The organism is Acetomicrobium thermoterrenum DSM 13490 (assembly GCF_900107215.1).
Lineage (GTDB): Bacteria > Synergistota > Synergistia > Synergistales > Acetomicrobiaceae > Acetomicrobium > Acetomicrobium thermoterrenum.
Genome location: NZ_FNPD01000003.1, coordinates 148,367 through 170,537 on the forward strand (window position 1 = coordinate 148,367; position 22,171 = coordinate 170,537).

A 22,171-nucleotide genomic window follows, 5' to 3' on the forward strand; every position below is an offset into this window, starting at 1 on the left:
CATGGACTGTCGTCCTAAAAACCAAGAATTGCCGATTGCTCTTTTTGATCTTCTCTTGACAACGGCAAATAAAGGAAACTATTATCTTTATTTTTTTGAAAAACATCGATCGACATTTCGGCCTCTGTTAAACCATACCATGATAACACATATTCCTTAAAGGAACCCTTAAAATCAACAGATTTTAACGTTATTACTTTACCATAGCCTTTTAAATTTTCTTTCAATATTTTTAACCTTCTCTGACCTTCTTTTATTCCTACAAAGGGCTGGTCGGAAAAGGGAGTGCCTGGTTTTGGAACAAAGGGACTTATCGATATGGTGGATTTTAATTTCAACTGCTCCCAAATTTCTTTCGTCAATTCCGCAATGGCTCTGACGTCGTCATCCTTTTCATCGGGAAGTCCCAACATAAAATACATTTTAATCGAACTAATACCATATTCTTTAGCCATTGCGAGCTTTTCAATTATAACCTTATTGGTAAAGCGTTTTTTTAACGAATTTCTCAGATCATCGCTCCCGGCCTCAGGCGCAATGGTTATTCTTCTCTTTCCTCCCATTGCCATTGCCTCAACAACTTTTTCGCTCAAAGCATCTATCCTTAGAGAAGCAAAACTGACTTTCTTTTTGACCTTTGTAATAACATCTAGAATGAAATCTAATTCGGGATGATCGCCAGCCTCGGGAGTAACCAGTCCAACGTTAAAATCATCGTAATCTTTAAATCTATAGATATACGATGCTATGTCTTCTGCCGATCTATACCTAGCTTTTCCAAAATTATTAGGTACAACGCAATACGGACAATTTCTAAAACACCCGCGCTGCAATTCTAAAAGTAAAGTCCTTCCAAAGGCAGCCTTGGATGTCAACCAAAGGCTATGTCCCATGGATTGTGAAAGGTCTTCTACTCTTCCTCTTTTTCGGTTTAAATTATCGTTTTTTGATATAATTGCACGGTTATGGATTGGCGGAACATATATGGATGAGGATGTCGAAAGGTCATCCCATAGTTTCTTCTTGTTGCCATGGTGCATATAGGATCGTATAAATGCGACTAGATGATCTATAACCACTTCTCCGTCGCCCAAGCAAACGAAATCAGCTACTGCCGAAAAAAGCAGCGGGTTTATATATGTCACAGCTCCCCCGATTCCTACAATAGGGCCATTAATAGAAGCCCTATCGCGCCAATACAACGGTATTTTATTATAACGCAACATTTTCAAAACATTGATATAATCAGTTTCAAAGGAAACCGACGCCGTTATTACAGGAAACTCCGATAACTTTCGCTGCCCCTCGACAGATCTTTCCATCATGTCAAGAAAGAAACGTTCTACTCCGACGCCTCTTTTCTGTAATGTTGCGTAAATATAGTGATACCCCAAATTCGCCATGCCCACTTTATAGGTATTGGGATACATATATGCCCACAGGGGTGCTCCTCCTCTGGGCATATCCAAAAGGACCGTTTCGTCAAGATTTACGTTTGACACTTATTATTCCTTCTTTTTCCTCCTAACCACTGTTGGAAGGTCGAACGTATCGATCTGAACGCCGCTGATTCTAAACAAATCCTCCTCCGGCATTTTAACCTCAGCCTCCTCAAGGTCGACGCGAGGTTTCCTTTTGCCCTGCGTAGGCCTTCCCTTACCGGTTTCACCCTCAGAAAGGGTCGAAGCAAAGCCGGAAGCTATTACAGTAATTTGCAGCTTGTCATCCATTTCTGGATCCAATACATGTCCCCAAATGATTATTGCATCCTCTGAAGCGGCTTCTGTGATAACCTGGGCTGCTTCTTTTATTTCGTGAATGCCTACGTTGTTACCGCCGGTAATGTTGAAAAGAATGCCCTTTGCTCCCTGCATAGGAGTCTCCATTAGAGGACTGTTTATGGCTGCCTTTGCAGCTGTAATAGCCCGATTCTCGCCCGTAGCCTCGCCAATGCCCATGATAGCGGATCCGGCATTGCTCATTACAGCTCTAACATCGGCAAAATCCACATTAATTAAGCCGGGGCGCAATATTAGATCTGTGACCCCTTGAACCGCCTGGCGCAGCACCTCATCGGCAAGTTTGAAGGAATCTAATACTGCAACCTTCTTGTCGGATATTTCAAGCAATTTGTCATTGGGTATCACGATGAGCGCATCCACCTTGCCCTGCAAATTCTTTATTCCTTCCAAGGCTTGCATAAACCGCCTCTTGCCCTCGAACATGAATGGCTTTGTCACTACAGCAACGACAAGAGCACCTACTTCTTTTGCAGTCTCCGCTACGACCGGAGAGGCCCCCGTTCCCGTTCCTCCCCCCATTCCTGCTGTCAAAAAGACCATGTCGGCGCCTTGTAAAATCTCCTTTAATTCATCAGCGGATTCCTTGGCTGCCTTAAAACCGATTTCAGGATCCGAACCGGCACCCAACCCCCTCGTCAACTGTTCTCCGAGCACTAATTTTATATCAGCCAGGTTCTGCTCTAATTGGGTTACATCGGTGTTAGCAGCTATAAACTCGACTCCCTTGAGACCACTTGAAATAATATGATTTAACGCGTTGTTACCTCCCCCGCCAACGCCAATTACTTTAATTACCTCCTTGTATTTGCGACTGTGGTTTTCGTTATCAATTTCAAATAACTTTGCCTTCTCAGCCATTTGGCAACTCCCCCAGAAAAAATCATTTAAAAAAGTTCCTTAAAAGTCCTTTTTATCGTGCTTAATGCCGACTTAACAGCCTCGAAAGGATGAAAACTTTCAGCTTTCTCCCTTCGCGCCTTCGTTTTTATTTGTTGTCCGGCAGAAGAGAAAGAAATAGAGGGGCCTATGAACTTCAAGGGATATTTCTCCAGGATGTTGACATACTTAATAATACCTGCCGTTGAGGCGTACTCACACCCGTTTCTTCCGGGAGGCATTTTTTGAGACTCCATAGGTCCTGCAACCCTTACTGGGACGCCCAGCACATCCGACACCATTTCTGCTATGCCATAGGTTTTCGCAACCCCTCCTGTTAGAACAACGCCGCTTGGGAGCAATATGGAACCAACATCGCGAAGCTCTTTTTTTACAAAATCTTCGAAGAGCTCTTCTAAACGATTATAAACCACTTCATGCACCTGTCCGGCATTGCATGCTCCCCTTTTACCTTGGGTAGCGTACTCAATTTCCTCGTCGAAGGCATCGACATCTTCCCCCAAAGAGACATGTTTTTTTATTTCTTCTGCAGCTTCTATTGGTATCTTCAGGACCCGTGCTATATCGTTGGTTATATGATCCCCGCCTATTTGAATCACCGATAATTTTTTAAGAGCTCCGTCAACGTAAATGGAAATGCCGGTAGTCCCACCACCTATATCTACAACAGCTACGCCTGACAATATCTCTCCGGGCGTCAGCACACCTAAAGCACTGGCCAGCGGCTTTACTATCAACCCGGCGACGCTAATGCCTGCACGTTCTGCGCAATTGATAACATTTTGTACCGTTGCCGTTGGAGACATGATCGATTGAACCTCGACTTCAAGACGAACACCCGTCATGCCCAAAGGGTCATCGATACCTCTTTGTCCGTCTATCGAGTACATTATCGGTATTGTATGGACAGTGCAATAATTGTTTGGCATGCTTATCTCAGACAACGAGGCCTCTATAACCCTTTGAATATCGGCTTCGACGACTTGTCTTGGAGTGCTGCCCAGGGAAATCATCCCCTTTGAGGTTATACTGGTGGTAAGGGCACCGCTAAAACAAACAAAGGCACGATCCACGCTTATTCCCGTCATTCCTTCTGCATCCTCCAAAGCAGACGCAATGGATTTGACCACATGTTCAAAGTTGACGATAAGGCCCTTACGCAAACCAACGGATCGAGCCGATCCCACTCCAATAATTTGGGCTTCTCCGGTATGTCGGTCTCGTTCTGCTACGATTAATGAAGTTTTTGTCGTGCCTATATCAAGCCCTGCGATTAATTCAATCTTTTCGTACATTTTAGCTGATGCCTCCATCCCGTGACATCTACTTAAAAAAACAAACAAAAGAGGCTCATCTTGTCTTTATCACTATTTTATCTTTATATGTTGCATCAAGATATAAGACATTCACATCGGAAGATTTAACGATTGTTTCAATTGCAGGAGATAATCTTTTCCATATACTTTCAGAGAATTCCAACAATATGTTAACATCTCTACCTAAAGATGCAAAGGAAACATCTGCAACAATATCTCCCGCTAATTTTGATAAGGCAATTCCTCTTATTTTTTCTACCCACGGTGTCTGGTGCATCTCCTCTATAAATTTTACCATTGTCCTAACGGGAAAAATGCTCTGTCGCACCTCAATGAGATTTGTGGAATCTATATCGGGAACCAAAGGAGGCATTGTATTGTCCCATACTATGTTAAGCTCATTATAGCTCGGATTATCGATGCCACCATCTTTCCATAAAGGGTTGCTCTCAGGCCAACATAACCCCGTTGTCGTTATAAACCATTTCCTGTCACGCCATCTGACGGCAAAATAAGGTTGCAATTGAGTCCACTGTAAAACCACTTTTCCCCAACCGTCAGCTTTCATGGAAATTTGGATGGGGTATTTTTTCTCCACTTCATTTTTCAAATGTTTATATTCAAAAAATACCAAGGGCCAAAACCTGGAAGCCGAACCTCCGGCCAACTTGCTTGCCTCTTTTTCTAACAATGAACTTCTTGGAACGACTTCGATATGTTTTAATCTAAACACATAAAACTGCTCTTCAATGCCGTACAAAATACCAAAGACAACCGCTAGTATCATCAATAATGGTACGACTCTTATTTTGGCAACCTTTGATTCTCTCAATATATCACGTCCATTGCATGGACACAGTTCCTTGTTTCTTGTTGCTTGAAGCGATCAGATTTAGTATTTGATTCCCGTATATATTCACGTTGCCGGCACCTAAGGTTAAGAGGATGTCGCCAGGGAGTATATTTTCAGCAACTTTTGAAACCACCTCGTCTTCGGAAAGGGAAAAGCAATTTTTATGGCCGTACTCACTTGTGAGGCTATCAACTATCAGGTCCGAACTGATGCTCAGTTCCAACTTTTCGTCAGCCGGGTATACGGGCAATATATACACCAAATCAGCCTTCATAAGAGCCTCGGCAAATTTCCTGTACATAGCCTTGGTACGCGAATACCTGTGTGGCTGAAAAATTACCACTAGCCTGCGGGATGGAAAGATGTTACGTAAAGTATCGAGTGTAGCCTGTACCTCCCTCGGATGGTGGCCGTAGTCATCGTAAAAATAGATATCATCGCACACACCGAGACATTGCAGCCTTCGCTTTGTTCCTTTAAATTTATGGAGTGCATGTCGAATCGTATTAAAGTTTATGCCCAATAAATCGCAAACGGCACAAGCAGCAAGGGCGTTCAACACATTATGCTCTCCCGATACTCTTAGGTTTATTTCGCCTATCTCGGCTCCCCGTTTGACAACGGTGAAAGAAACCCCCCCGCCAACGGAGTGATTGACCCCAACGGCACCCCAATCCCATTGCATTCCCCAACCATAGGTAATGCAATGGGGCGCGAACTTTCCGGCTACCGACTGACATCCTGTGTCCTCGCCACATATGATAATCTTGCCGTCATCCTTGCGTTTGGATAAAAAACGGAGAAAAGCATCCTGAACGGATTGAAATGTAGGATAAAAATTTACATGATCCCAATCGATGTTCGTAACCACCGGTATATAACAGGAGAAGAGCTCAAAAGAGCCGTCGCTTTCATCCAACTCAGATACCATATAATCCCCATGCCCGAGTCTGGCATTGCCCCCTATATCCGACACCTCGCCCCCTATAGCGATAGTAGGATCGAGCCCTGCTGCATCCAAGACAGTCGCGATCATTGATGATGTGGTAGTCTTCCCGTGGGCACCAGCTACACCTATGCCTTTTAGTCGATTGAATATCGAGCTGAGGATGTCTCCTCTTCTTACCACATTTACTCCTGCTTTTCTGGCATAAACTAATTCATCGTTATCCCATGCGATCGCGCTGCTATATACCAGCATGTCCGGCCTGAAAATATCTATATGAGATGCACCATGGCCACAAAGAACCTTTATGCCAAGCTTCTCTAAATTATATACGTAGTTAGTCCTTGTTACATCGCAACCAGACACTTCATAACCCATCTCTTTCAGCAAATGAGCCAAACCGCTCATTCCGGCGCCACCGACTCCCATCAAATGAAGATATTTTATTCCGTCTCCCAGAAGCATCTTTTCTTTAATATTTTTAAAAACATCCAATGGGGCCCTCTCCTTTCGTAGAAAAAGACGATACCACGTTCCAGAAACGGGCACATATGTCGTTCCTTTTCTCGTCACACATATTTTGATCAATACCAAACCTGCATTTATCCGATACTTCTAAAATTGCTTCTTCCAAAAGATTTAAGCCGTTCCTCTCTTGCCAAACTGTCCCTATTCCTAAACGTAAGAAAAGTTCTGCGTTTGCCAATTGATGGTTGTCCGATGCCTCTTCCCAAGGCACTAATACACTTGGTACATGATAGCAGATAAGCTCCGAAAGTGTCGATGCCCCACACCTTGTAACGACGTAGTCGGCCAGGGAAAAATGAGCGGACAGATCCCACGCTTGAGGCAAAACAATCACGTTATCGGAGATCCACCGTATACCATGTTTACCTTCCGGTCCTAACAACATGAAGATATGATTTTTAAGGCTTTCGCGTTTAGCGACCTCCGTTACGGCATGTTTTAAAGATTCTCCCCCAATAGAACCGCCCATAACCAGAGAAAACCTCTTCTTTGGCGGAAGAACGCCATCTCCTCCAAGCATCTCCCACGCCTTTTGTTTTGTTATTATATTGAATTTACGAACGGGAATACCCACATATCTAAAATCACTCTTTCCTAAGTTTGTGCATTCCTCCCATCCCGTGATAATAAGCATTCCCTTCCTACTGCAAAGCCTGGTAGATTTGCCGGCAACAGCATTTTGTTCGTGAGCAATCATTGGCACCCTTAATAAAGAAGTCATCAAAGCAAAGGGAACAGATAAATAGCCTCCAAATAGAACAATGAGATCAGGTTTAATGTTTCTTACTATATTGCGTATCTTAACCAAAGAAAGAGTCAATTCTTTCCAACGGATGAACGAGCGCAATCCCTTAACGCCAAAGGGAGATCCTGATAACGATAATGTTATGGGTTCTATGTTTAACGCATTGTAAATTTTTTGCTCAAGCATTCTATTTCCGCATAGATAAATAATTTCGGCGGGCAATTTCATTTCTTCGATCCAATTGGCAAAGGAGACCGCCGGCAGTATATGCCCGCCAGTTCCTCCAGCAACAAATAGCATCTTCAACTTATTGCCCATCAAGACGCGCTCCTTTTGATCATCCTATTATTCTCGGCAGAACAGCGCAACAACAATCCTATTTTAACCCACGTTGCCAGCAAAGCACTGCCACCGTAACTCAAAAAGGGCATGGCCTTACCCGTCAAAGGAATTAGAGTGGTCACGCCTCCAACGTTGATAAAGAAAGGTATCAATATCGAAAGCCAAAGCCCGAAGACAAGATATCTGCGGTATTCATCATCAAAGTCACGCCACATGTAATAAACCCTGACAGAGATCACGGCAAAAGCGCCAATAACCGCCATGGAACCTAAAACACCTAGTTCCTCGGCAGAAATGGCAAAGATAAAGTCAGTATGTGCTGCAGGCAAATATTGGAGTTTTTGTAAACTCCTGCCAAGCCCGACCCCCCAAAAACCTCCGTTTGCAAAGGCGATCAACCCCTGTATTATTTGAAACCCCTCGTTCAAAGGATCTTGCCACGGATCAATCCAAGCCTTAAGTCGTCTTAATCTGTAGGAAGCGTTGAATATCAAAATGATTGCGGGGACAGAGGTGGTGACCAATAAAATTAAGGGATATTTCCATCCGTACTTCATAATGAAGATCCCCAAACCTATTGCAAAGAGAATTATTGTGGATCCGATATCAGGCTGAAAAAGGAGAGGAATAGCACTCACGATCAGTACGCTTATCGTGCGCACGAATGCGCTTATTGGAGGTTCTTCATATCCAGATATAACGCTGGAGAGGTAGATAACGACAGAAAAAATTAAAAACTCCGATGGCTGAAATGAGAAAGGCCCCAACCTCATCCATCTAGAAGATCCGCTTACAGACATTCCAAATGAAGGTATCAACGTCGCAAAGGACAACAGGAAAGCCAAAATCCAAAGAAATGGTGAAACTTTTCTCCATATATCAATGGGAACAGAATAGGACAGAGCCATTCCAGCCAGGGATACCAGTAACCACTTGATTTGTTTCATTCCATACACCCAAGGCGTCCCAAACTGCTTGATTGAAAAATAACCCGAAGCAGATGTTATCATTATGATCCCAAATACCGACAGAGCTAAGGGGATCACAATTAGCCACAGATCAAAGGCGTGCGAATTTTCTTGAGCTTGAAAGATATCTCTTTCGTTATCCATTTTTCACACTATTCGCCTCTACAATGGTTTTAACTATTCTCTTAAAATCCTCTCCTCTTTCGTGGTAGTTTTTATACATGTCCCAGCTTGTACAGGCTGGAGAAAGCAACACTATATCGCCCGGGCAGGCCATATTAAAGGCACAATACACCGCCTCCTCCATGGAAGACACAAGAAGATAATTGCGAAAACCTGCCCTCTCCAGGGCTTCGGATATCGCTTCTTTTTCTGCGCCCAACAAAACCGCACCGCGCGCATGCGCTTTAACAGCCTTGGCGAGTTCATCGTATTGCTCTCCCTTTCCCTTTCCTCCTAAAATAATAACTTTTGTGCCGGGTATAGATGTTATGGCAGTTATCGAGGAGGCTACGTTAGTTCCTTTCGAATCGTCTATAAAAGTTATGCCCCTTTTTTCTCCAACCTTTTCGCATCGATGGGGAAGGTTTTTAAAATCCGATAACAAGTGAGATGTTCTTTCCGCGTCACACCCCAGGTAATAAACTGCAGCCATGGCCATGGCCGCATTTTCGACGTTGTGACGGCCATATAAAGGCAAGATGCTATATGAAAAAAGTTTTATATCGCGGCTTTCTGTCCTTAAATAGGCTTCAGAATCGTGCAATATTATTTCGTCTTGTTCTTCGCATTTGCCCTTACTGCAATCGGAGGCCCAACGCAAAACAGCCCCCCGACATCCATTTGTCCCTAAAAGTTCTCGGTCTTTATTTTGGTATATACAATATCCATCGGAAGAAAGAAGGTCTTTAATACGCTTTTTCGATTCGACGTAAGCATTAAAACTTCCGTGCCAGTCGAGATGATCGGGGCATATATTTGTAACGACCGCTATATGACAACTGAACCGATTTGCCCAATGAAGCTGAAAACTGCTAATCTCGGCTGCTATGAAATCTAAGTCCTGTTTTGCAAAATCCGCCAGCGGAAAGCCGAAATTTCCGGCCAATGCCGTCTTGTAACCCAATTTAGATAATAAATGAGCTATTAAAGCAGATGTGGTACTTTTTCCGTTAGTCCCCGTTACCCCTATGATTTTTCCTATTAAATAAGGAAACACAAAATCAAGCTCTCCTTGGATAGGCACCCCGGCATTTTTTGCCATCTCTACAGGCAAGCTTTTCGGGGATATTCCCGAGCTCAATACTACTAAATCGCAGTTCAGCATTTTATTCGTGTGGCCCTTTTCCTCCCACAAGATACCTTTTTTACGGTAGAGATCCCTGGTATCTGAATCGATTTCTTCCCGCTCGGTTACGAAAACGTCATATCCCAATTTTTTCGAGAGAAGAGCCAAAGACTTTCCGCTTATTCCACTCCCAACTACAGTTACTTTCATATTCTAGATCACCTGCCGGGCCAACAATGCCATCAAAAGAGACGCTCCTACAAGGTGTACGAGCCAAAACCGTATTACGATATGGCCTTCAGGCCAACCGCATAACTCGAAATGATGATGCAAGGGGCTCATCTTAAAAATTCTCTTTCCGAAGCACCTAAAGGATATGACCTGCAATATTACGGAAACTATTTCTATGCCAAATATAAGAGAAACCGGAAATATCAATAATATGCGTCCTGAAAGGGCAACATTTCCCATTAATAAGCCAGCGATAAAATGAGCTCCCACATCTCCCATAAACACCTTGGCCGGATGGGAATTATACCATAAAAAAGAAAGAGTGCATGCCAACCCAATTATGATGGATATAATACATGAATCGATATTCGAGACGAGTAGAAGTATGACAAGCGATATTGCCGAAGCCCCTGCAGCGAGTCCATCGAGACCATCTGTAATGTTCAATGCATTGTAAAATCCTAGAGCAAAAAAAGCTAAAAATATGAAAGCTAAACCCGAAGGAATTGCAGGCAAATATTGAGAAAAAAAGAGATTGATCTCTCTGGAAGCAATCCATGCCCAGGGCAAGACAACGATTATCTGGCCAAACAATTTCGCCCTTGACGTCAATCCTTCGCTTGATCGTTTTGACAACTTGATAAAATCGTCTACAAAACCCACTGCCGCTCCGCCAAGGGGCAACCACCAAAGGATTAAAGTTTCCATCGCATTCCCGCTTTTTACGTTTAAAAAGAACGAGGCGATGAACGTCAAAACGACAAATACAACGCCGCCCATAGTCGGCGTACCCGCCTTTAGGACTAAATGACGCTCGGGGCCATAGCTTTTTGGTGTCTGCCCCCACTTAAATCTCAAAAATAACCCTATCCATATTTTTAGCAAGAAAATTCCAAGAACGATTAAAAAACCCAAGATAAAGAACAAATAACTATAATTCATGCAAAGACCACCAATCGTAAATGCGTTCCATTTCATATACCCTAGATCCCTTTACTAAAACGACGTCTCCTGTTCTCAAGATGGCCTTTAAATGGTTGACGATATCTTCCATATCCTGAAGACATAATACGTTCTTATAATTTTTGTTTATGCCCTTCCACTCGCTCCCATATATCAACACCTGATCAGCTGTTTTGGCAGCACAATCCAGGATCTCGTCATGAAAACGATTTGCGTAACTGCCCAGCTCTTTCATTCCGCCCAATACAGCAATTTTGCGCCCCTTTGAAGGTATTAGGCAGAGATTATCTATGGCAGCCTTCACGGATACGGGGCTGGCATTGTATGATTCGTCGATGAATAAAACTCCCTCTTCGCTTTGAAGTATAGCCCCTCTACCTCTAGGCAAACTCATGACAAATAACCCCTGGGCAATATCATCTAAAGCAACACCATACTCGCACCCAACGGCAAAAGCAAGCGACATTATAAGGGTGTGTTGCTTTCCCCATAACTTGCTTTCAACAGCTTTAAGGCCAAAAGGTGAATCTATAGTTATCTTTCTAAAATAATGTTTTCCGTCCCAACGCAAAGATGAGTCAGTGATTCTATAGACGCACGAAGGGCTCGTCCCAACGCTTATTATTTTAGAAGGTCGGTGTTTTAATTTATCGATACCTGAATTCAAAGTTGGTGAGTCGCCGTTCACTAACAACAGTTTGCAGTCGGCGGTTACAATTTCCAGTTTTGCCTCCAAAACACCGTCAATATCCCCAAAGCCCTCTAGATGTACAGGTTCGACAGAGGTAATCACCGATGACGATGGCCTGAATCTGTTAGCAATCTCTCCAATTTCTCCCTTAGCATTGGCCCCCATTTCCAAAACCAAAAATTCCGTATCCCTTGGCGCAGCCAATATTGTAAGGCAACAGCCCAATAGGGTGTTGTAGTTTCCTCTTGAGACATGAACGCGATATATTCTTTCCAAGACCTTGCCTATCGCTTCTTTGGTAGTGGTCTTTCCAACGCTTCCGGTAATAGCAACGATTTCTCTTAGGGACGAAAGCCCTGCAAGATATCTTTCCGATGCCTCTAAAATGGCCACATCAGGCGAAGGGACTCCAAAAAAAGAGATATCTTTATTAAAAGAAGTAAACTTTGACATTTCCTCATCCTTAAGTATTACTCCCTTTGCACCCCTATTTATGGCATCGCTTATGAATGAATGGCCATCGGACCTATTTCCCTTTAAGGCTATGAATATATCTCCCTTTTCGATCTTTCTGCTGTCCGTCTTAATTGAACAAGGCAAAGAAATATCAGCACCGCAAAGGCGAGTGCAGTTGAAGAGTTTCCCCACAGTCATATCTTCAGGAAAAGAATCTGTCGGACTCATGAAAGTACCCTTCCCCTTAGATTGCACCATTCCTTCAAGGCTTCAAAGTCGTTATAAGGTATCGTCCTGTCTTTGAATATTATTTGACGCTCCGGACCCTTCCCTGTTACCAAAACTACATCTCCTTTACCCGCGCGATCTAACGCGAAATGTAAAGCCTCTTTCCTGTCTATAATAGTCCAATATTCAGAGCTCCCGGGGAATGATTTTATTCCATCTGCAATCTGCGACGCAATATCCCTGGGATCCTCGCTCCTCGGATTATCCATAGTAACGACTATACAATCCGCGAATCGGGCGGCTATGCTTCCTAATATCGGCCTATTCTCTTTAAAACGCTCTCCTCCATGGCCGAAAACAAGCCACACCCTCCCATTGCAGAGGGGTTTGACTGTGGAAAGTACTTTTTCTAAAGCATCAGGAGTATGGGCATAGTCAATTATACATACAGGGCCATCTTCTACAAAATACCTTTCCAGTCTTCCCGGAACGGGAGGGCAATTTTCTAAGCCTTTTCTGATAACCTCCGCGTCAAAGTCTAACGACCAAGCAACGCTAGAGGCAGCTAAGGCATTCAATACATTGTATTCTCCCAGCAGAGGCAGGGTGACATTTTCGAGCGTAAAGCCTTCAGGGAAACTTATATCCATGGTGATACCTCTAATTGAGCTACGTCTTATGGAACCATAAAAGGCGTTTTCTGCCTTTTGGCGCAGGGAAAAACCTAAAATGTGTGGTGCAAACTCATTTGCAATCTTTTCTCCATAAGGATCATCGATATTTATGGAAGCTTTCCAGTCGCCACGCATATATTTTATGAAGAGATCTCTCTTTGCACAAAAATAGTTTTCCATATCACCATGATAATCCAAATGTTCGGGCGTCAAGTTCGTAAACACCGCCCTATCGTATAGACAGCCGAAGATACGCTTTTGCTCTATGCCATGAGAAGAGGCCTCCATTACACATGCGTGGCATCTGTTATCTACCATTTTATTTAACAATGACTGAATCAACGGAGCTTGAGGAGTTGTGCGATCGGCATCCTCGTGGCTTTTTCCGTCGTTATAGACTATGGTTCCTATTAATCCGCATTTCATGTCACCTGTATCTAAAATGCTTTTGATAAGATAGGTGGTCGTGCTCTTTCCGTTAGTTCCCGTAACAGCAATCATCAGTAGTTTGCTCGTAGGCAGGCCGTAGAAATATGCCGAAGCGAATCCACATGCTTCCCCTGCATTCTTTACTATAAGTTGAGGTATCGCCAAATCATCAACCCTTTCGGATGTAAGTACAGCCACTGCTCCCTTCCGTTGCGCATCCTGTGCGAATTCAACCCCTTTTCTTTTACTTCCTTCGAGGCAACAAAAAAGAGCACCTTCGCCTAATTGTCTACTGTCTATGGAGATCTCTGAAATTTCATTCTCCAAGCAGTTCGTGCCCGCTTCTATTATTTTCTTCAGACATCGTCTTCGGAAAAGAAAGTCTGCCAACTCTTTGATCGAAACTTTCATTTCCAGTCACCCATCCTATCGTTTGAGAATTTAAAAGCCGCTTGCCATCATCTCTTCAACGATTGTCCTAAAAATAGGAGCTGCTATTACTCCAGCTAAATAACCCTTTGCGCCAGGGTTTCCTACAGTGACTATTAAAACATAACGAGGGCTGTCATATGGCCAAAAACCGGCAAAAGTGGCTACGTGAGTATCTTGCAAATATTTTCCCCTATGAGCAACCTGAGCGGTACCGGTTTTCCCAGCCACCTTCGCGTTCTCAACATCAGCACGCTTGCCTGTGCCCTCTGCCACTGCCTGCCTTAAGGTCATTCTCAACCTTTCGGCCGTTGAATTTGAAAGCACTCGGCCAATCTCGCGCCTTTGGCCGTGGTAAACTTCGCTGCCCTTTCTGTCAAAAACGCTTTTCGTCAAATAGGGACGAACCAAAAGGCCTCCGTTTGCAATAGCCGAAAAAGCTTGGGCTAACTGGAGAGGCGTAACTGCGATGCCCTGTCCCAGAGCGATGTTGGCAGGCACAACGCCCCACCATTGAGATGGAAGAGGGAGTAATCCTCCTTCTTCACCCGGCAATTCTACGCCTGTAGGAACGCCAAACCCCCAGCTTTTAAGGGCATTGTAAGTTAAGTTTGTGGGCATCATCATACCAATTTGAGCCATCCCAACATTGCATGAGTTTATAATTATTTTATTGAAGTCCTGATTTCCATGAGCACGCCAATTGACCTCACGAATCACATGATCCGCTATTTTTATTGATCCTGAGCAGTTGAACCTGCTTTTTGAGTTAACATACCCGTTTTCCAAGGCTATGCCCATAATGATAGGTTTTAATACCGAGCCAGGTTCATATACCCTGCCTATCGCGTTGTTTCTGAGTGCATCGCCCGAGAAGGTCTCTCTATTCCCGGGGTCAAAGGAAGGAAAACTCGACATGGCTAATATTTCTCCCGTCATGGGATCCATACATACAGCCGCTGCCCATTCCGCATTGTTCACGGATGCTCCGTTTTGCAAAGCCTCATCGACTATGTACTGCAACCTCCAGTCGATTGTAAGAACTACCTCGCTATTAAGAAAGACCATTCCTTCCTCTGAAGATAAATTTGCTACCTCGAAGTAATTTCCCGCGGCGTCTCTTATTAAATTTCTCATACGCGGCGGATTGTACAGAAAAAAGTCCCATTGTCTCTCGACTCCGGAAAGGCCTTTTTCATCTATGTCGACAAAGCCCAACAGATGGGCCATATGTTTTCCAAAGGGATAGGAGCGCTCCATTTCCTTTATGCCGTATACCCCTTTTAAATTTAAAGATAATATCTCTTCGCCCTTTTGTAATGTTAATTTACGGACTAACCACATAAATCTACCCTCTAGAGGCTTTTGTAGTTTCTGGACGACTTGCTTAGGAAGATGCTGACCTAAAGCCGACAATTGGTTTGGATCCCAAAATGCAGGATCGATAAACACGCTCCATCGCGGAACGGATAAGGCCAGAGTTATACCGTTTCTGTCCGCAATCGTGCCTCTCGACGATGTCACCAAAACTTGTTGCCAATACTGGCTCCTAGCCCACATTACAACTCTTGAATCGGGAACAAGACAAAGTTGGACAACTTTAGCCGTTGTAACAACAAAGGCTAAAAATATTAAAAGCCAAAGACCCCTAGACCCTTTCAAAATTAGTCCTCTCTATCCTCCTTGGCGCTGGCAAAGGCAGAGAAAATTCCAAACGTCTTTCTTGTTTCAACAGCTACAGTCGGCAAATTATCTCCTTGAAAACGTTCACTATCGGGAGCGATTGCAAGTCGTATCGTAGAATCTCTCTCTAAGCTCTTCGTCATGCCCAAATTCCCGCTGGCATAATAGACGACCCGATCCGGAGCCATCATGGAAAGAAGGCGTTGAGAAAGAAGCAAATCCTTTTGTTGTAATGCTTCAATTTGTTGGTTTAAAGCCATCAATTCATGTTCTAAATATAAACTGTAAAAACGAAGCCCCGCAAGTCCGAGGAGAGCTAAGGAAACTAACACAATATAAGCATAAATACCCTTTTTGCCCTTTGTTGCCACCCTTACCACTCCCCATCAAAAACATCAGGATTTTATTAAAACGCGCAATTTTGCACTTCTAGATCTCGGATTACCTTCCATTTCTTCCCTCTTCGGTAAAATTGGTTTCTTAGAAAATACCTTCCCAATTCCTTCTTTTTCCCAGCCTTTAAAGGAATGTTTAACGATCCGGTCCTCCAGAGAATGGTAACTTATGACTACTAAATATCCCCCGCTTCGAAGGCAACCCAGGCTGTTTTTCAATCCGCTTTCCAGTGCTCCCAATTCATCGTTAACAACAATTCTTAGAGCCTGAAAGATCCTTCTTGCCGGATGTTTTCTCATTTGCCTCTGAATTTTTGCCGGAAGTGCCCCCCTAATTATCTCCACCAACTCCGCAGTAGAAGTGATCAACCCTTTCTGCTCGCGATATCTGACTATTGCCTTTGCTATTTGGCGGGAGTAACGCTCCTCGCCATACTTATAAAAGACATCAGATAACTCTTTGATGCTATAGTTATTTATTATATCAAAGGCTGTTAATTCAGCTTCCCGGTCCATCCTCATGTCAATAGGTCCCGGTTTATTGAATGAAAACCCTCTTTCATCATCGTCAAGCTGCAACGAAGAGACGCCCAAATCGAATAAAATTGCATCAACCGCTACGGATCTAAAGCTATTTTTAACGACATCGCCTATAAACCTGAAATTTGATTTAACTAACAAGACCCTTTCGCCGAAGGGTTTAAGCTTTTCCGAAGCTATCGCTAAGGCTCTCTCATCCTGGTCAAGTCCTAAAAGCTTAATGTCCGGAAAAGTCGACAACAAAGCATATGCATGCCCCCCAAGCCCTACAGTAGCATCGACAACTAACCTTATATCGTCAGATAGCGATAGTATATCGATAATTTCATTAGTTAATACAGGAACATGCCTTATTGCTTCCATTCTACGCCCTCGACGATCGTTGACAGATTTGACAAAATATCCTGTCTATATTTGTTCCAGGTCTCACGATCCCATATTTCCAGATGATCTCCAACTCCGATGATGCTGACCTCCGTTTCTAAGTATGCATGCGACTTTAACATCTGAGGAAGAAGTATTCTCCCAGCCGAATCGAGTGTAATTTCATGAGCCGTTGCCAAAAATACGCGCAAAAAATCTCTAGCCTTACTTTGAGAAAAGGGCATCTTTTGCAATTTTTCAAGCAACTTCTCCCACTCATCCTTGGAATACAAAGAGATGCACCTCTCGACACCAACAGAGGCAACGAGCTGTTCCCCCATCTCCTGTCTGAACCTAGATGGCAATACCAATCGGCCTTTACTGTCCAGGCGATGCTCATAGGTCCCGATCATCATCTCACACGCCATCCCACTTTAAAACACTTTCTACCACTTTACCACTAAGTCAACACATAATACAAGCCCCAGGGCCTAATTTAGTCAACTTATTATTAGGCCCTGGGGCTTGTATTATTTATTTCGAGCATTCCATAAGCCGGGTTCTGTGATATTGATGACCATTTATCTTGGGATGAGCTCGCGCCCATCCTCTAGCGATCAACCCGGAGGTCAGCGGGCCACCTCATCCCTCCCTATTAGATCTTGCTCCAAGCGGGGTTTGCCTGGCTCATTGGTCGCCCAATGACCGGTGGGCTCTTACTCCACCTTTTCACCCTTACTCCAAATGGGAGCGGTATCTTTCTGTGGCACTATCCCGAGGCTCGCGCCTGCTGGACGTTATCCAGCGCTTTGCCCTGTGGAGCCCGGACTTTCCTCGTTCTATCCCAGGAACGCGGTCACCCGGAATGCTCGAAGTCTTGTTTATTTTCTATATTAAAGATATCATCATGAAGACCTTTTTTCAACACCATAACATTGGCTTTTAGGGAGGGTTCTTATGGAAACGCAGTTTTCGCCAATGCCCGGATACGATGAATTCAAAAATAAAGTTAAGTCGCTAATGAACATTGAACTGGACGCCTATAAACAGCAAATTCACCGACGGGTCCATATGTTAATGCAGCGTTGGGAATGTTCCAATTATGAAAAATATTTCGAAATACTGAAAAAAGATCCGGAAAAACGAAAGGAGTTTTTGGACTACCTCGCAATCAATGTGTCTGAATTTTTTAGAAATCCATCAATATGGTGGCATTTGCGAGACAAGGTTTTGCCGGTGTTAATAAAGGAGAAAGGAAGACGTCTTAAAATGCAGAAACTAAGAAAACTTTGTATCAGAAGTTCGTCAAGGCTCTACGTCCGGGAGGTATAATGATGGTTGGTGCCACTGAGCATATTTACGATTATCGCAGCCTCGATTTGGAGCCCCTGGGACAATTTTTATATAGGAGAAAATAAAAGATAAAAAATCCCGTGGGATATTTTATAAAGAACATCCCGCGGGATTTCGCGTAAACAACGGAGAAAAACAATTACTTAGTGGGATCTGACTATTTCCTTTATCCGCATTAACCTGCTTAAGTTAGATCGTTCCATTTCGTCTAATCTCATAGTTATATCCCTTATTGTTTCCTCAAAGGCCGGGATCATAACATATTCGAGGGCATTAACCCTTCTGCGTGTACGTTCTATTTCGCTGGCCATCAACCGTAATGCCTTCTCTTCGCTGGCAAGGCGTATCAAGTCGGGGAGCAGTTCCTGAAATTGTTCCAACGCCAAATCCAGGCTGCCGGATGTCATGGCAAAGCCGTAACCTTTCACATGTTCTTCAGCTTTGTCTATTGTATATTCGGGAACCACGACGCTCATAAGGTTGCGAGTCTTTACATGAACGCCTGTTTCTCTGCCACCAGCCATTAATAAAGATTGCTCCAGCACGGCCGGCACCATTTGGGCACGCGCCATCAGAAAGCTTCGATAACAGGCGAAAATGGCCGCTTCCACTTTCTCGCGCAAATCCTTTACATCTCTTGCTTTCTGCAAGAATTGCTTTATTAATGCATCCTGCTTGTCTTTTAATAATTTATGTCCTCTTTTTGCGGCCGCAAGACGCCTCTTGATGACGTTTAGCATCATCCTGTTGGGATTGACGTTCAATTTATTGGCCAACTCTTATCACTCCTTTTAATTTACGACGTAGCAGAAGAGGTGGCCACCTCGTCTTTATTTGTTTCGTCGCCCTGACGTTTGGGTTTTAGGTATTTTTCGATGTATTCATCCCTTACGCGCTTCAGCTCCGTCAAAGGCAGAGGTGCAAGCAGTTCCCACCCAAGCTCGAGAGTCTCCAATATGGTCCTGTTCTCGTACTCGCCTTGCCTTACATATCTATCTTCAAACTTATCGGCAAACTCTGCGAATGCCTTATCACTTTCCGTTAATGCTCCCTCGCCAAGAATAACGGCCAACTCTTTAGCCTCTTTTCCTCTAGCATATGCCGCGAACAACTGATTCAAAAGGTCGGCATGGTCTTCTCGCGTTTTATCCCTTCCTATTCCCTTGTCCTTCAATCGCGAAAGAGAAGGCAGCACATCGACGGGGGGATATATACCTTTACGGTGAAGACCTCTGCTCATAATAATTTGCCCCTCCGTTATATAACCTGTCAGGTCAGGAATCGGGTGAGTTATATCATCCTCAGGCATTGTTAGTATGGGAAGCTGTGTTATGGAGCCCTTATAACCACGCAGGCGGCCTGCCCTCTCATACATCGTAGCTAGGTCAGTATAGAGGTAGCCGGGGTAACCTCTTCTGCCGGGCACCTCTTTTCTGGCTGCTGATATTTCCCTTAAGGCTTCGCAATAGTTGGTCATGTCAGTTAATATAACGAGTACGTGCATGTCGAGCTCAAATGCCAAATACTCTGCACAGGTAAGGGCAAGCCTTGGTGTAGTTATACGTTCAATTGCAGGGTCATCGGCAAGATTTAGGAACATAACGGCACGCTCGATAGCTCCCGTTCTTCTAAAGTCATCTATGAAGAAAGAGGCTTCTTCAAATGTGATGCCCATTGCAGCAAATACTACGGCAAATCTTTCTTGAGAACCCAAGACAGTAGCTTGACGCGCAATTTGAGCGGCCATCTTATTGTGAGGCATACCGCTTCCTGAAAATATTGGAAGCTTCTGTCCGCGAACAATTGGGTTCATGCCGTCTATAGTGGATATCCCTGTCTGTATAAACTCCGACGGATAATCTCTAGAGTAAGGATTGATAGGATATCCGTTTATATCCAAATGCTTCTCCGGTATTATGGCAGGACCGTCGTCTATGGGCTCACCCCTCCCATTAAAGATCCTTCCCAATAATCCCCTCGAGACGGGAATCATCAATACTTTTCCAAGAAAACGAACCTTCGTGTTTTCAAGATCTATTCCTGTAGTGCCTTCGAAGACTTGAACAAGTGCCTTATCTGTCGATATTTCCAAAACGCGGCCTCGTCTTCTTTCGCCGTTGCTCAACGAGATCTCGACGAGCTCGTCGTAGCGAACGTCAGCCGTTTTTTCAACCACCATGAGGGGGCCCGAAAGATCGCTGATTGTTCTGTATTCTTTAGGCAGCATAATTGTCGCCTCCCGTTGGTATTATCTTATTGATTTGAGAGCGAATATCAGCTTCAAGTTGATCGAGGGAATCTAACTTATCTTCAGAAACATATCTCATCCTCGCTATATTTTCCCTAACGGGAAGTTCGAAAAGTTTCTTTATGTCTGCTCCTCGACGCAATGCATCTTTCGCAGCATGATGAAAAGTTAAGATATTGCGAAGCATCTTAAACTGCTTATCCATGGAGGCATATGTATCGACCTCATGAAAAGCGTTTTGATGCAAAAAATCTTCCCTTATCGATTTAGCTGTTTCCAGAACCAGGCGCTCCTCCCGAGAAAGTGCGTCAATGCCGACCAACCTCACCACTTCCAGCAATTGTGACTCTTCCTCCAGGAGAGACATTGCTTCGATCCGTTGCATGCTCCATTCGCCGTCGTACTTTTCATCCCAGTATTCTCCCAACACATCGGAATATAGAGAATAACTGTTTAGCCAGTTTATGGCAGGGAAATGCCTCTGATAAGCCAACGATGCATCCAATCCCCAGAATACCTTTGTAACCCTCAAGGTGTTCTGACTTACGGGTTCCGAAAGATCTCCGCCAGGAGGAGAAACGGCACCTATAACGCTTATGGCACCTTCCCTTTCATCTTTACCCAAGCATATGCTTCTGCCGGCTCGCTCATAGAAAGATGCCAATCTTGTCCCCAAGTATGCAGGGTAACCTTCTTCGCCGGGCATTTCTTCCAAACGACCGGATATTTCTCTTAAAGCTTCTGCCCATCGGCTTGTCGAATCTGCCATCAAGGCAACTGAATATCCCATATCTCTATAATGCTCAGCTATTGTGATGGCCGTATAAATACTGGCTTCCCGAGCGGCCACAGGCATATTTGAAGTATTTGCTATAAGGACTGTTCTCTTCATGAGAGGTTGCCCGGATCTCGGATCCTGCAATTCGGGGAATTCCAGCAAAACGTCAGTCATTTCATTGCCACGCTCACCACATCCAACATACACTACAATCTCAGCGTCTGCCCACTTAGCAAGCTGATGCTGGATGACCGTCTTGCCGCTGCCGAATGGGCCTGGAACGCATGCAGTCCCTCCTCTGGCAATAGGAAAAAACATATCTACAACGCGCTGTCCTGTGAGCAGCGGTATTTCAGGTTTTAACCTTCGGGCTACCGGCTTGGGAAATCTTACGGGCCAGCGCTGCATCATTGTAACCTTATGCACATTACCCCGCTCATCTTCTATCTCGGCAATCACATCGTCAACAGTATATTCTCCCTCTTTAATGGACCTGACTTTGCCCTCAACTCCATTGGGAACCAATATGCGATGTTCAACGAGAACAGTTTCCTGAACGATCCCCAGTATATCTCCGGGGCCCACGGGTTCTCCGTTTTTGACTTTTGGGACAAACCCCCACTTTTTCTTTCTATCGAGGGCAGGTACGTGAATACCCCTCGTGATATATGGACTTTGTGCTTCCCTTTCTATCATGCTCAAAGGCCTTTGTACTCCATCGAAAAATTGTTCTATAAGTCCAGGGCCTAATTCGACGCTTAAAGGAGCTCCGGTGCTTATAACAGGTTCCTTTGGCTTCAAACCTGATGTTTCCTCGTAAACCTGAATGAAAGCGCTATCTCCTTTCAACTCGATAATTTCCCCGACCAAACCCAGGTCGCCTACTTGAACGACATCGTACATCGAGGCGCCGGCCATGCCGCTTGCCACCACTAATGGCCCTGATATTCTCGTGATAGATCCCTTTATCTGCTTACGAGCCGTCTCGCCCATCGAAAACTCCCTCCAAATTCAAATAATTTTGC

Annotated in this window: 19 protein-coding genes and 1 other RNA gene; 1 reads left to right on the top strand and 19 read right to left on the bottom strand. The window is 44.2% G+C overall.

The window, feature by feature from the left end:
- Nucleotides 1-14: 14 nt before the first annotated feature.
- The 16 genes from BLU12_RS03540 to rnpB all read right to left on the bottom strand — a co-directional run bounded on the left by BLU12_RS03540 (nt 15) and on the right by rnpB (nt 17,639).
- A complete protein-coding gene (locus tag BLU12_RS03540; RefSeq protein ID WP_091460643.1) occupies nt 15-1,502 on the bottom strand; it encodes a B12-binding domain-containing radical SAM protein in 1,488 nt (495 codons plus the stop codon).
- Between the two features lie 3 nt (nt 1,503-1,505).
- A complete protein-coding gene (ftsZ, locus tag BLU12_RS03545; RefSeq protein ID WP_091460645.1) occupies nt 1,506-2,660 on the bottom strand; it encodes a cell division protein FtsZ in 1,155 nt (384 codons plus the stop codon).
- A gap of 26 nt (nt 2,661-2,686) precedes the next feature.
- Complete coding sequence (ftsA, locus tag BLU12_RS03550; protein ID WP_234945422.1) at nt 2,687-3,994, bottom strand: cell division protein FtsA; 1,308 nt, start codon at nt 3,992-3,994, stop codon at nt 2,687-2,689.
- A 55-nt stretch (nt 3,995-4,049) separates the two neighbouring features.
- Nucleotides 4,050-4,847 (bottom strand): hypothetical protein, encoded by a 798-nt coding sequence (locus tag BLU12_RS03555; protein WP_234945423.1) that lies wholly within the window; start codon nt 4,845-4,847, stop codon nt 4,050-4,052.
- A 4-nt stretch (nt 4,848-4,851) separates the two neighbouring features.
- A complete protein-coding gene (gene murC / locus BLU12_RS03560) occupies nt 4,852-6,309 on the bottom strand; it encodes a UDP-N-acetylmuramate--L-alanine ligase (RefSeq protein WP_091460648.1) in 1,458 nt (485 codons plus the stop codon).
- The gene (locus BLU12_RS03565) at nt 6,296-7,405 is read right to left on the bottom strand and encodes a UDP-N-acetylglucosamine--N-acetylmuramyl-(pentapeptide) pyrophosphoryl-undecaprenol N-acetylglucosamine transferase (protein ID WP_091460650.1); all 1,110 of its coding nucleotides are present in this window, start codon (nt 7,403-7,405) and stop codon (nt 6,296-6,298) included. The genes murC and BLU12_RS03565 overlap by 14 nt, the downstream gene beginning before the upstream one ends.
- A complete protein-coding gene (locus tag BLU12_RS03570; protein ID WP_091460651.1) occupies nt 7,405-8,541 on the bottom strand; it encodes an FtsW/RodA/SpoVE family cell cycle protein in 1,137 nt (378 codons plus the stop codon). The genes BLU12_RS03565 and BLU12_RS03570 overlap by 1 nt, the downstream gene beginning before the upstream one ends.
- Nucleotides 8,534-9,895, bottom strand: coding sequence for a UDP-N-acetylmuramoyl-L-alanine--D-glutamate ligase (gene murD, locus BLU12_RS03575; protein ID WP_091460653.1), 1,362 nt, complete (start codon nt 9,893-9,895; stop codon nt 8,534-8,536). Before murD ends, BLU12_RS03570 begins: the two co-directional genes overlap by 8 nt.
- Nucleotides 9,896-9,898: 3 nt before the next feature.
- Nucleotides 9,899-10,858, bottom strand: coding sequence for a phospho-N-acetylmuramoyl-pentapeptide-transferase (mraY, locus tag BLU12_RS03580; RefSeq protein ID WP_091460654.1), 960 nt, complete (start codon nt 10,856-10,858; stop codon nt 9,899-9,901).
- On the bottom strand, nt 10,848-12,254 hold the full coding sequence (locus BLU12_RS03585) for a UDP-N-acetylmuramoyl-tripeptide--D-alanyl-D-alanine ligase (protein WP_091460656.1): 1,407 nt from the start codon (nt 12,252-12,254) through the stop codon (nt 10,848-10,850). The genes mraY and BLU12_RS03585 overlap by 11 nt, the downstream gene beginning before the upstream one ends.
- Nucleotides 12,251-13,768, bottom strand: a complete 1,518-nt coding sequence (locus BLU12_RS03590; protein ID WP_091460658.1) for a UDP-N-acetylmuramoyl-L-alanyl-D-glutamate--2,6-diaminopimelate ligase — start codon at nt 13,766-13,768, stop codon at nt 12,251-12,253. Before BLU12_RS03590 ends, BLU12_RS03585 begins: the two co-directional genes overlap by 4 nt.
- A 30-nt stretch (nt 13,769-13,798) precedes the next feature.
- Nucleotides 13,799-15,448 (bottom strand): peptidoglycan D,D-transpeptidase FtsI family protein, encoded by a 1,650-nt coding sequence (locus BLU12_RS03595; RefSeq protein ID WP_234945424.1) that lies wholly within the window; start codon nt 15,446-15,448, stop codon nt 13,799-13,801.
- 2 nt (nt 15,449-15,450) lie between these two features.
- The gene (locus BLU12_RS03600) at nt 15,451-15,840 is read right to left on the bottom strand and encodes a cell division protein (protein ID WP_234945425.1); all 390 of its coding nucleotides are present in this window, start codon (nt 15,838-15,840) and stop codon (nt 15,451-15,453) included.
- Nucleotides 15,841-15,864: 24 nt separating this feature from the next.
- On the bottom strand, nt 15,865-16,767 hold the full coding sequence (rsmH, locus tag BLU12_RS03605; RefSeq protein WP_091460662.1) for a 16S rRNA (cytosine(1402)-N(4))-methyltransferase RsmH: 903 nt from the start codon (nt 16,765-16,767) through the stop codon (nt 15,865-15,867).
- Nucleotides 16,755-17,183 (bottom strand): division/cell wall cluster transcriptional repressor MraZ, encoded by a 429-nt coding sequence (mraZ, locus tag BLU12_RS03610; RefSeq protein WP_040347975.1) that lies wholly within the window; start codon nt 17,181-17,183, stop codon nt 16,755-16,757. Before mraZ ends, rsmH begins: the two co-directional genes overlap by 13 nt.
- 120 nt (nt 17,184-17,303) lie before the next feature.
- An RNA gene (gene rnpB, locus BLU12_RS03615) (RNase P RNA component class A) lies at nt 17,304-17,639 on the bottom strand.
- A gap of 85 nt (nt 17,640-17,724) precedes the next feature.
- Here rnpB and BLU12_RS03620 point away from each other — a divergent pair.
- Nucleotides 17,725-18,099, top strand: coding sequence for a protein-glutamate O-methyltransferase CheR (locus tag BLU12_RS03620; RefSeq protein ID WP_234945426.1), 375 nt, complete (start codon nt 17,725-17,727; stop codon nt 18,097-18,099).
- A gap of 164 nt (nt 18,100-18,263) precedes the next feature.
- On the opposite strand, the gene BLU12_RS03625 is transcribed toward BLU12_RS03620, so the two are convergent.
- From BLU12_RS03625 to BLU12_RS03635, 3 genes are read right to left on the bottom strand one after another with little or no spacing between them, the layout of a single operon-like run.
- On the bottom strand, nt 18,264-18,896 hold the full coding sequence (locus BLU12_RS03625; RefSeq protein WP_091460664.1) for a V-type ATP synthase subunit D: 633 nt from the start codon (nt 18,894-18,896) through the stop codon (nt 18,264-18,266).
- Between the two features lie 20 nt (nt 18,897-18,916).
- Nucleotides 18,917-20,347: a V-type ATP synthase subunit B gene (locus BLU12_RS03630; RefSeq protein ID WP_091460666.1), complete on the bottom strand. Its 1,431-nt coding sequence runs from the start codon at nt 20,345-20,347 to the stop codon at nt 18,917-18,919.
- Nucleotides 20,337-22,139 carry a V-type ATP synthase subunit A gene (locus tag BLU12_RS03635; RefSeq protein ID WP_091460667.1) on the bottom strand — a complete coding sequence of 601 codons (1,803 nt, stop codon included), beginning with the start codon at nt 22,137-22,139 and terminating at the stop codon, nt 20,337-20,339. The genes BLU12_RS03630 and BLU12_RS03635 overlap by 11 nt, the downstream gene beginning before the upstream one ends.
- Between the last annotated feature and the right edge of the window lie 32 nt (nt 22,140-22,171).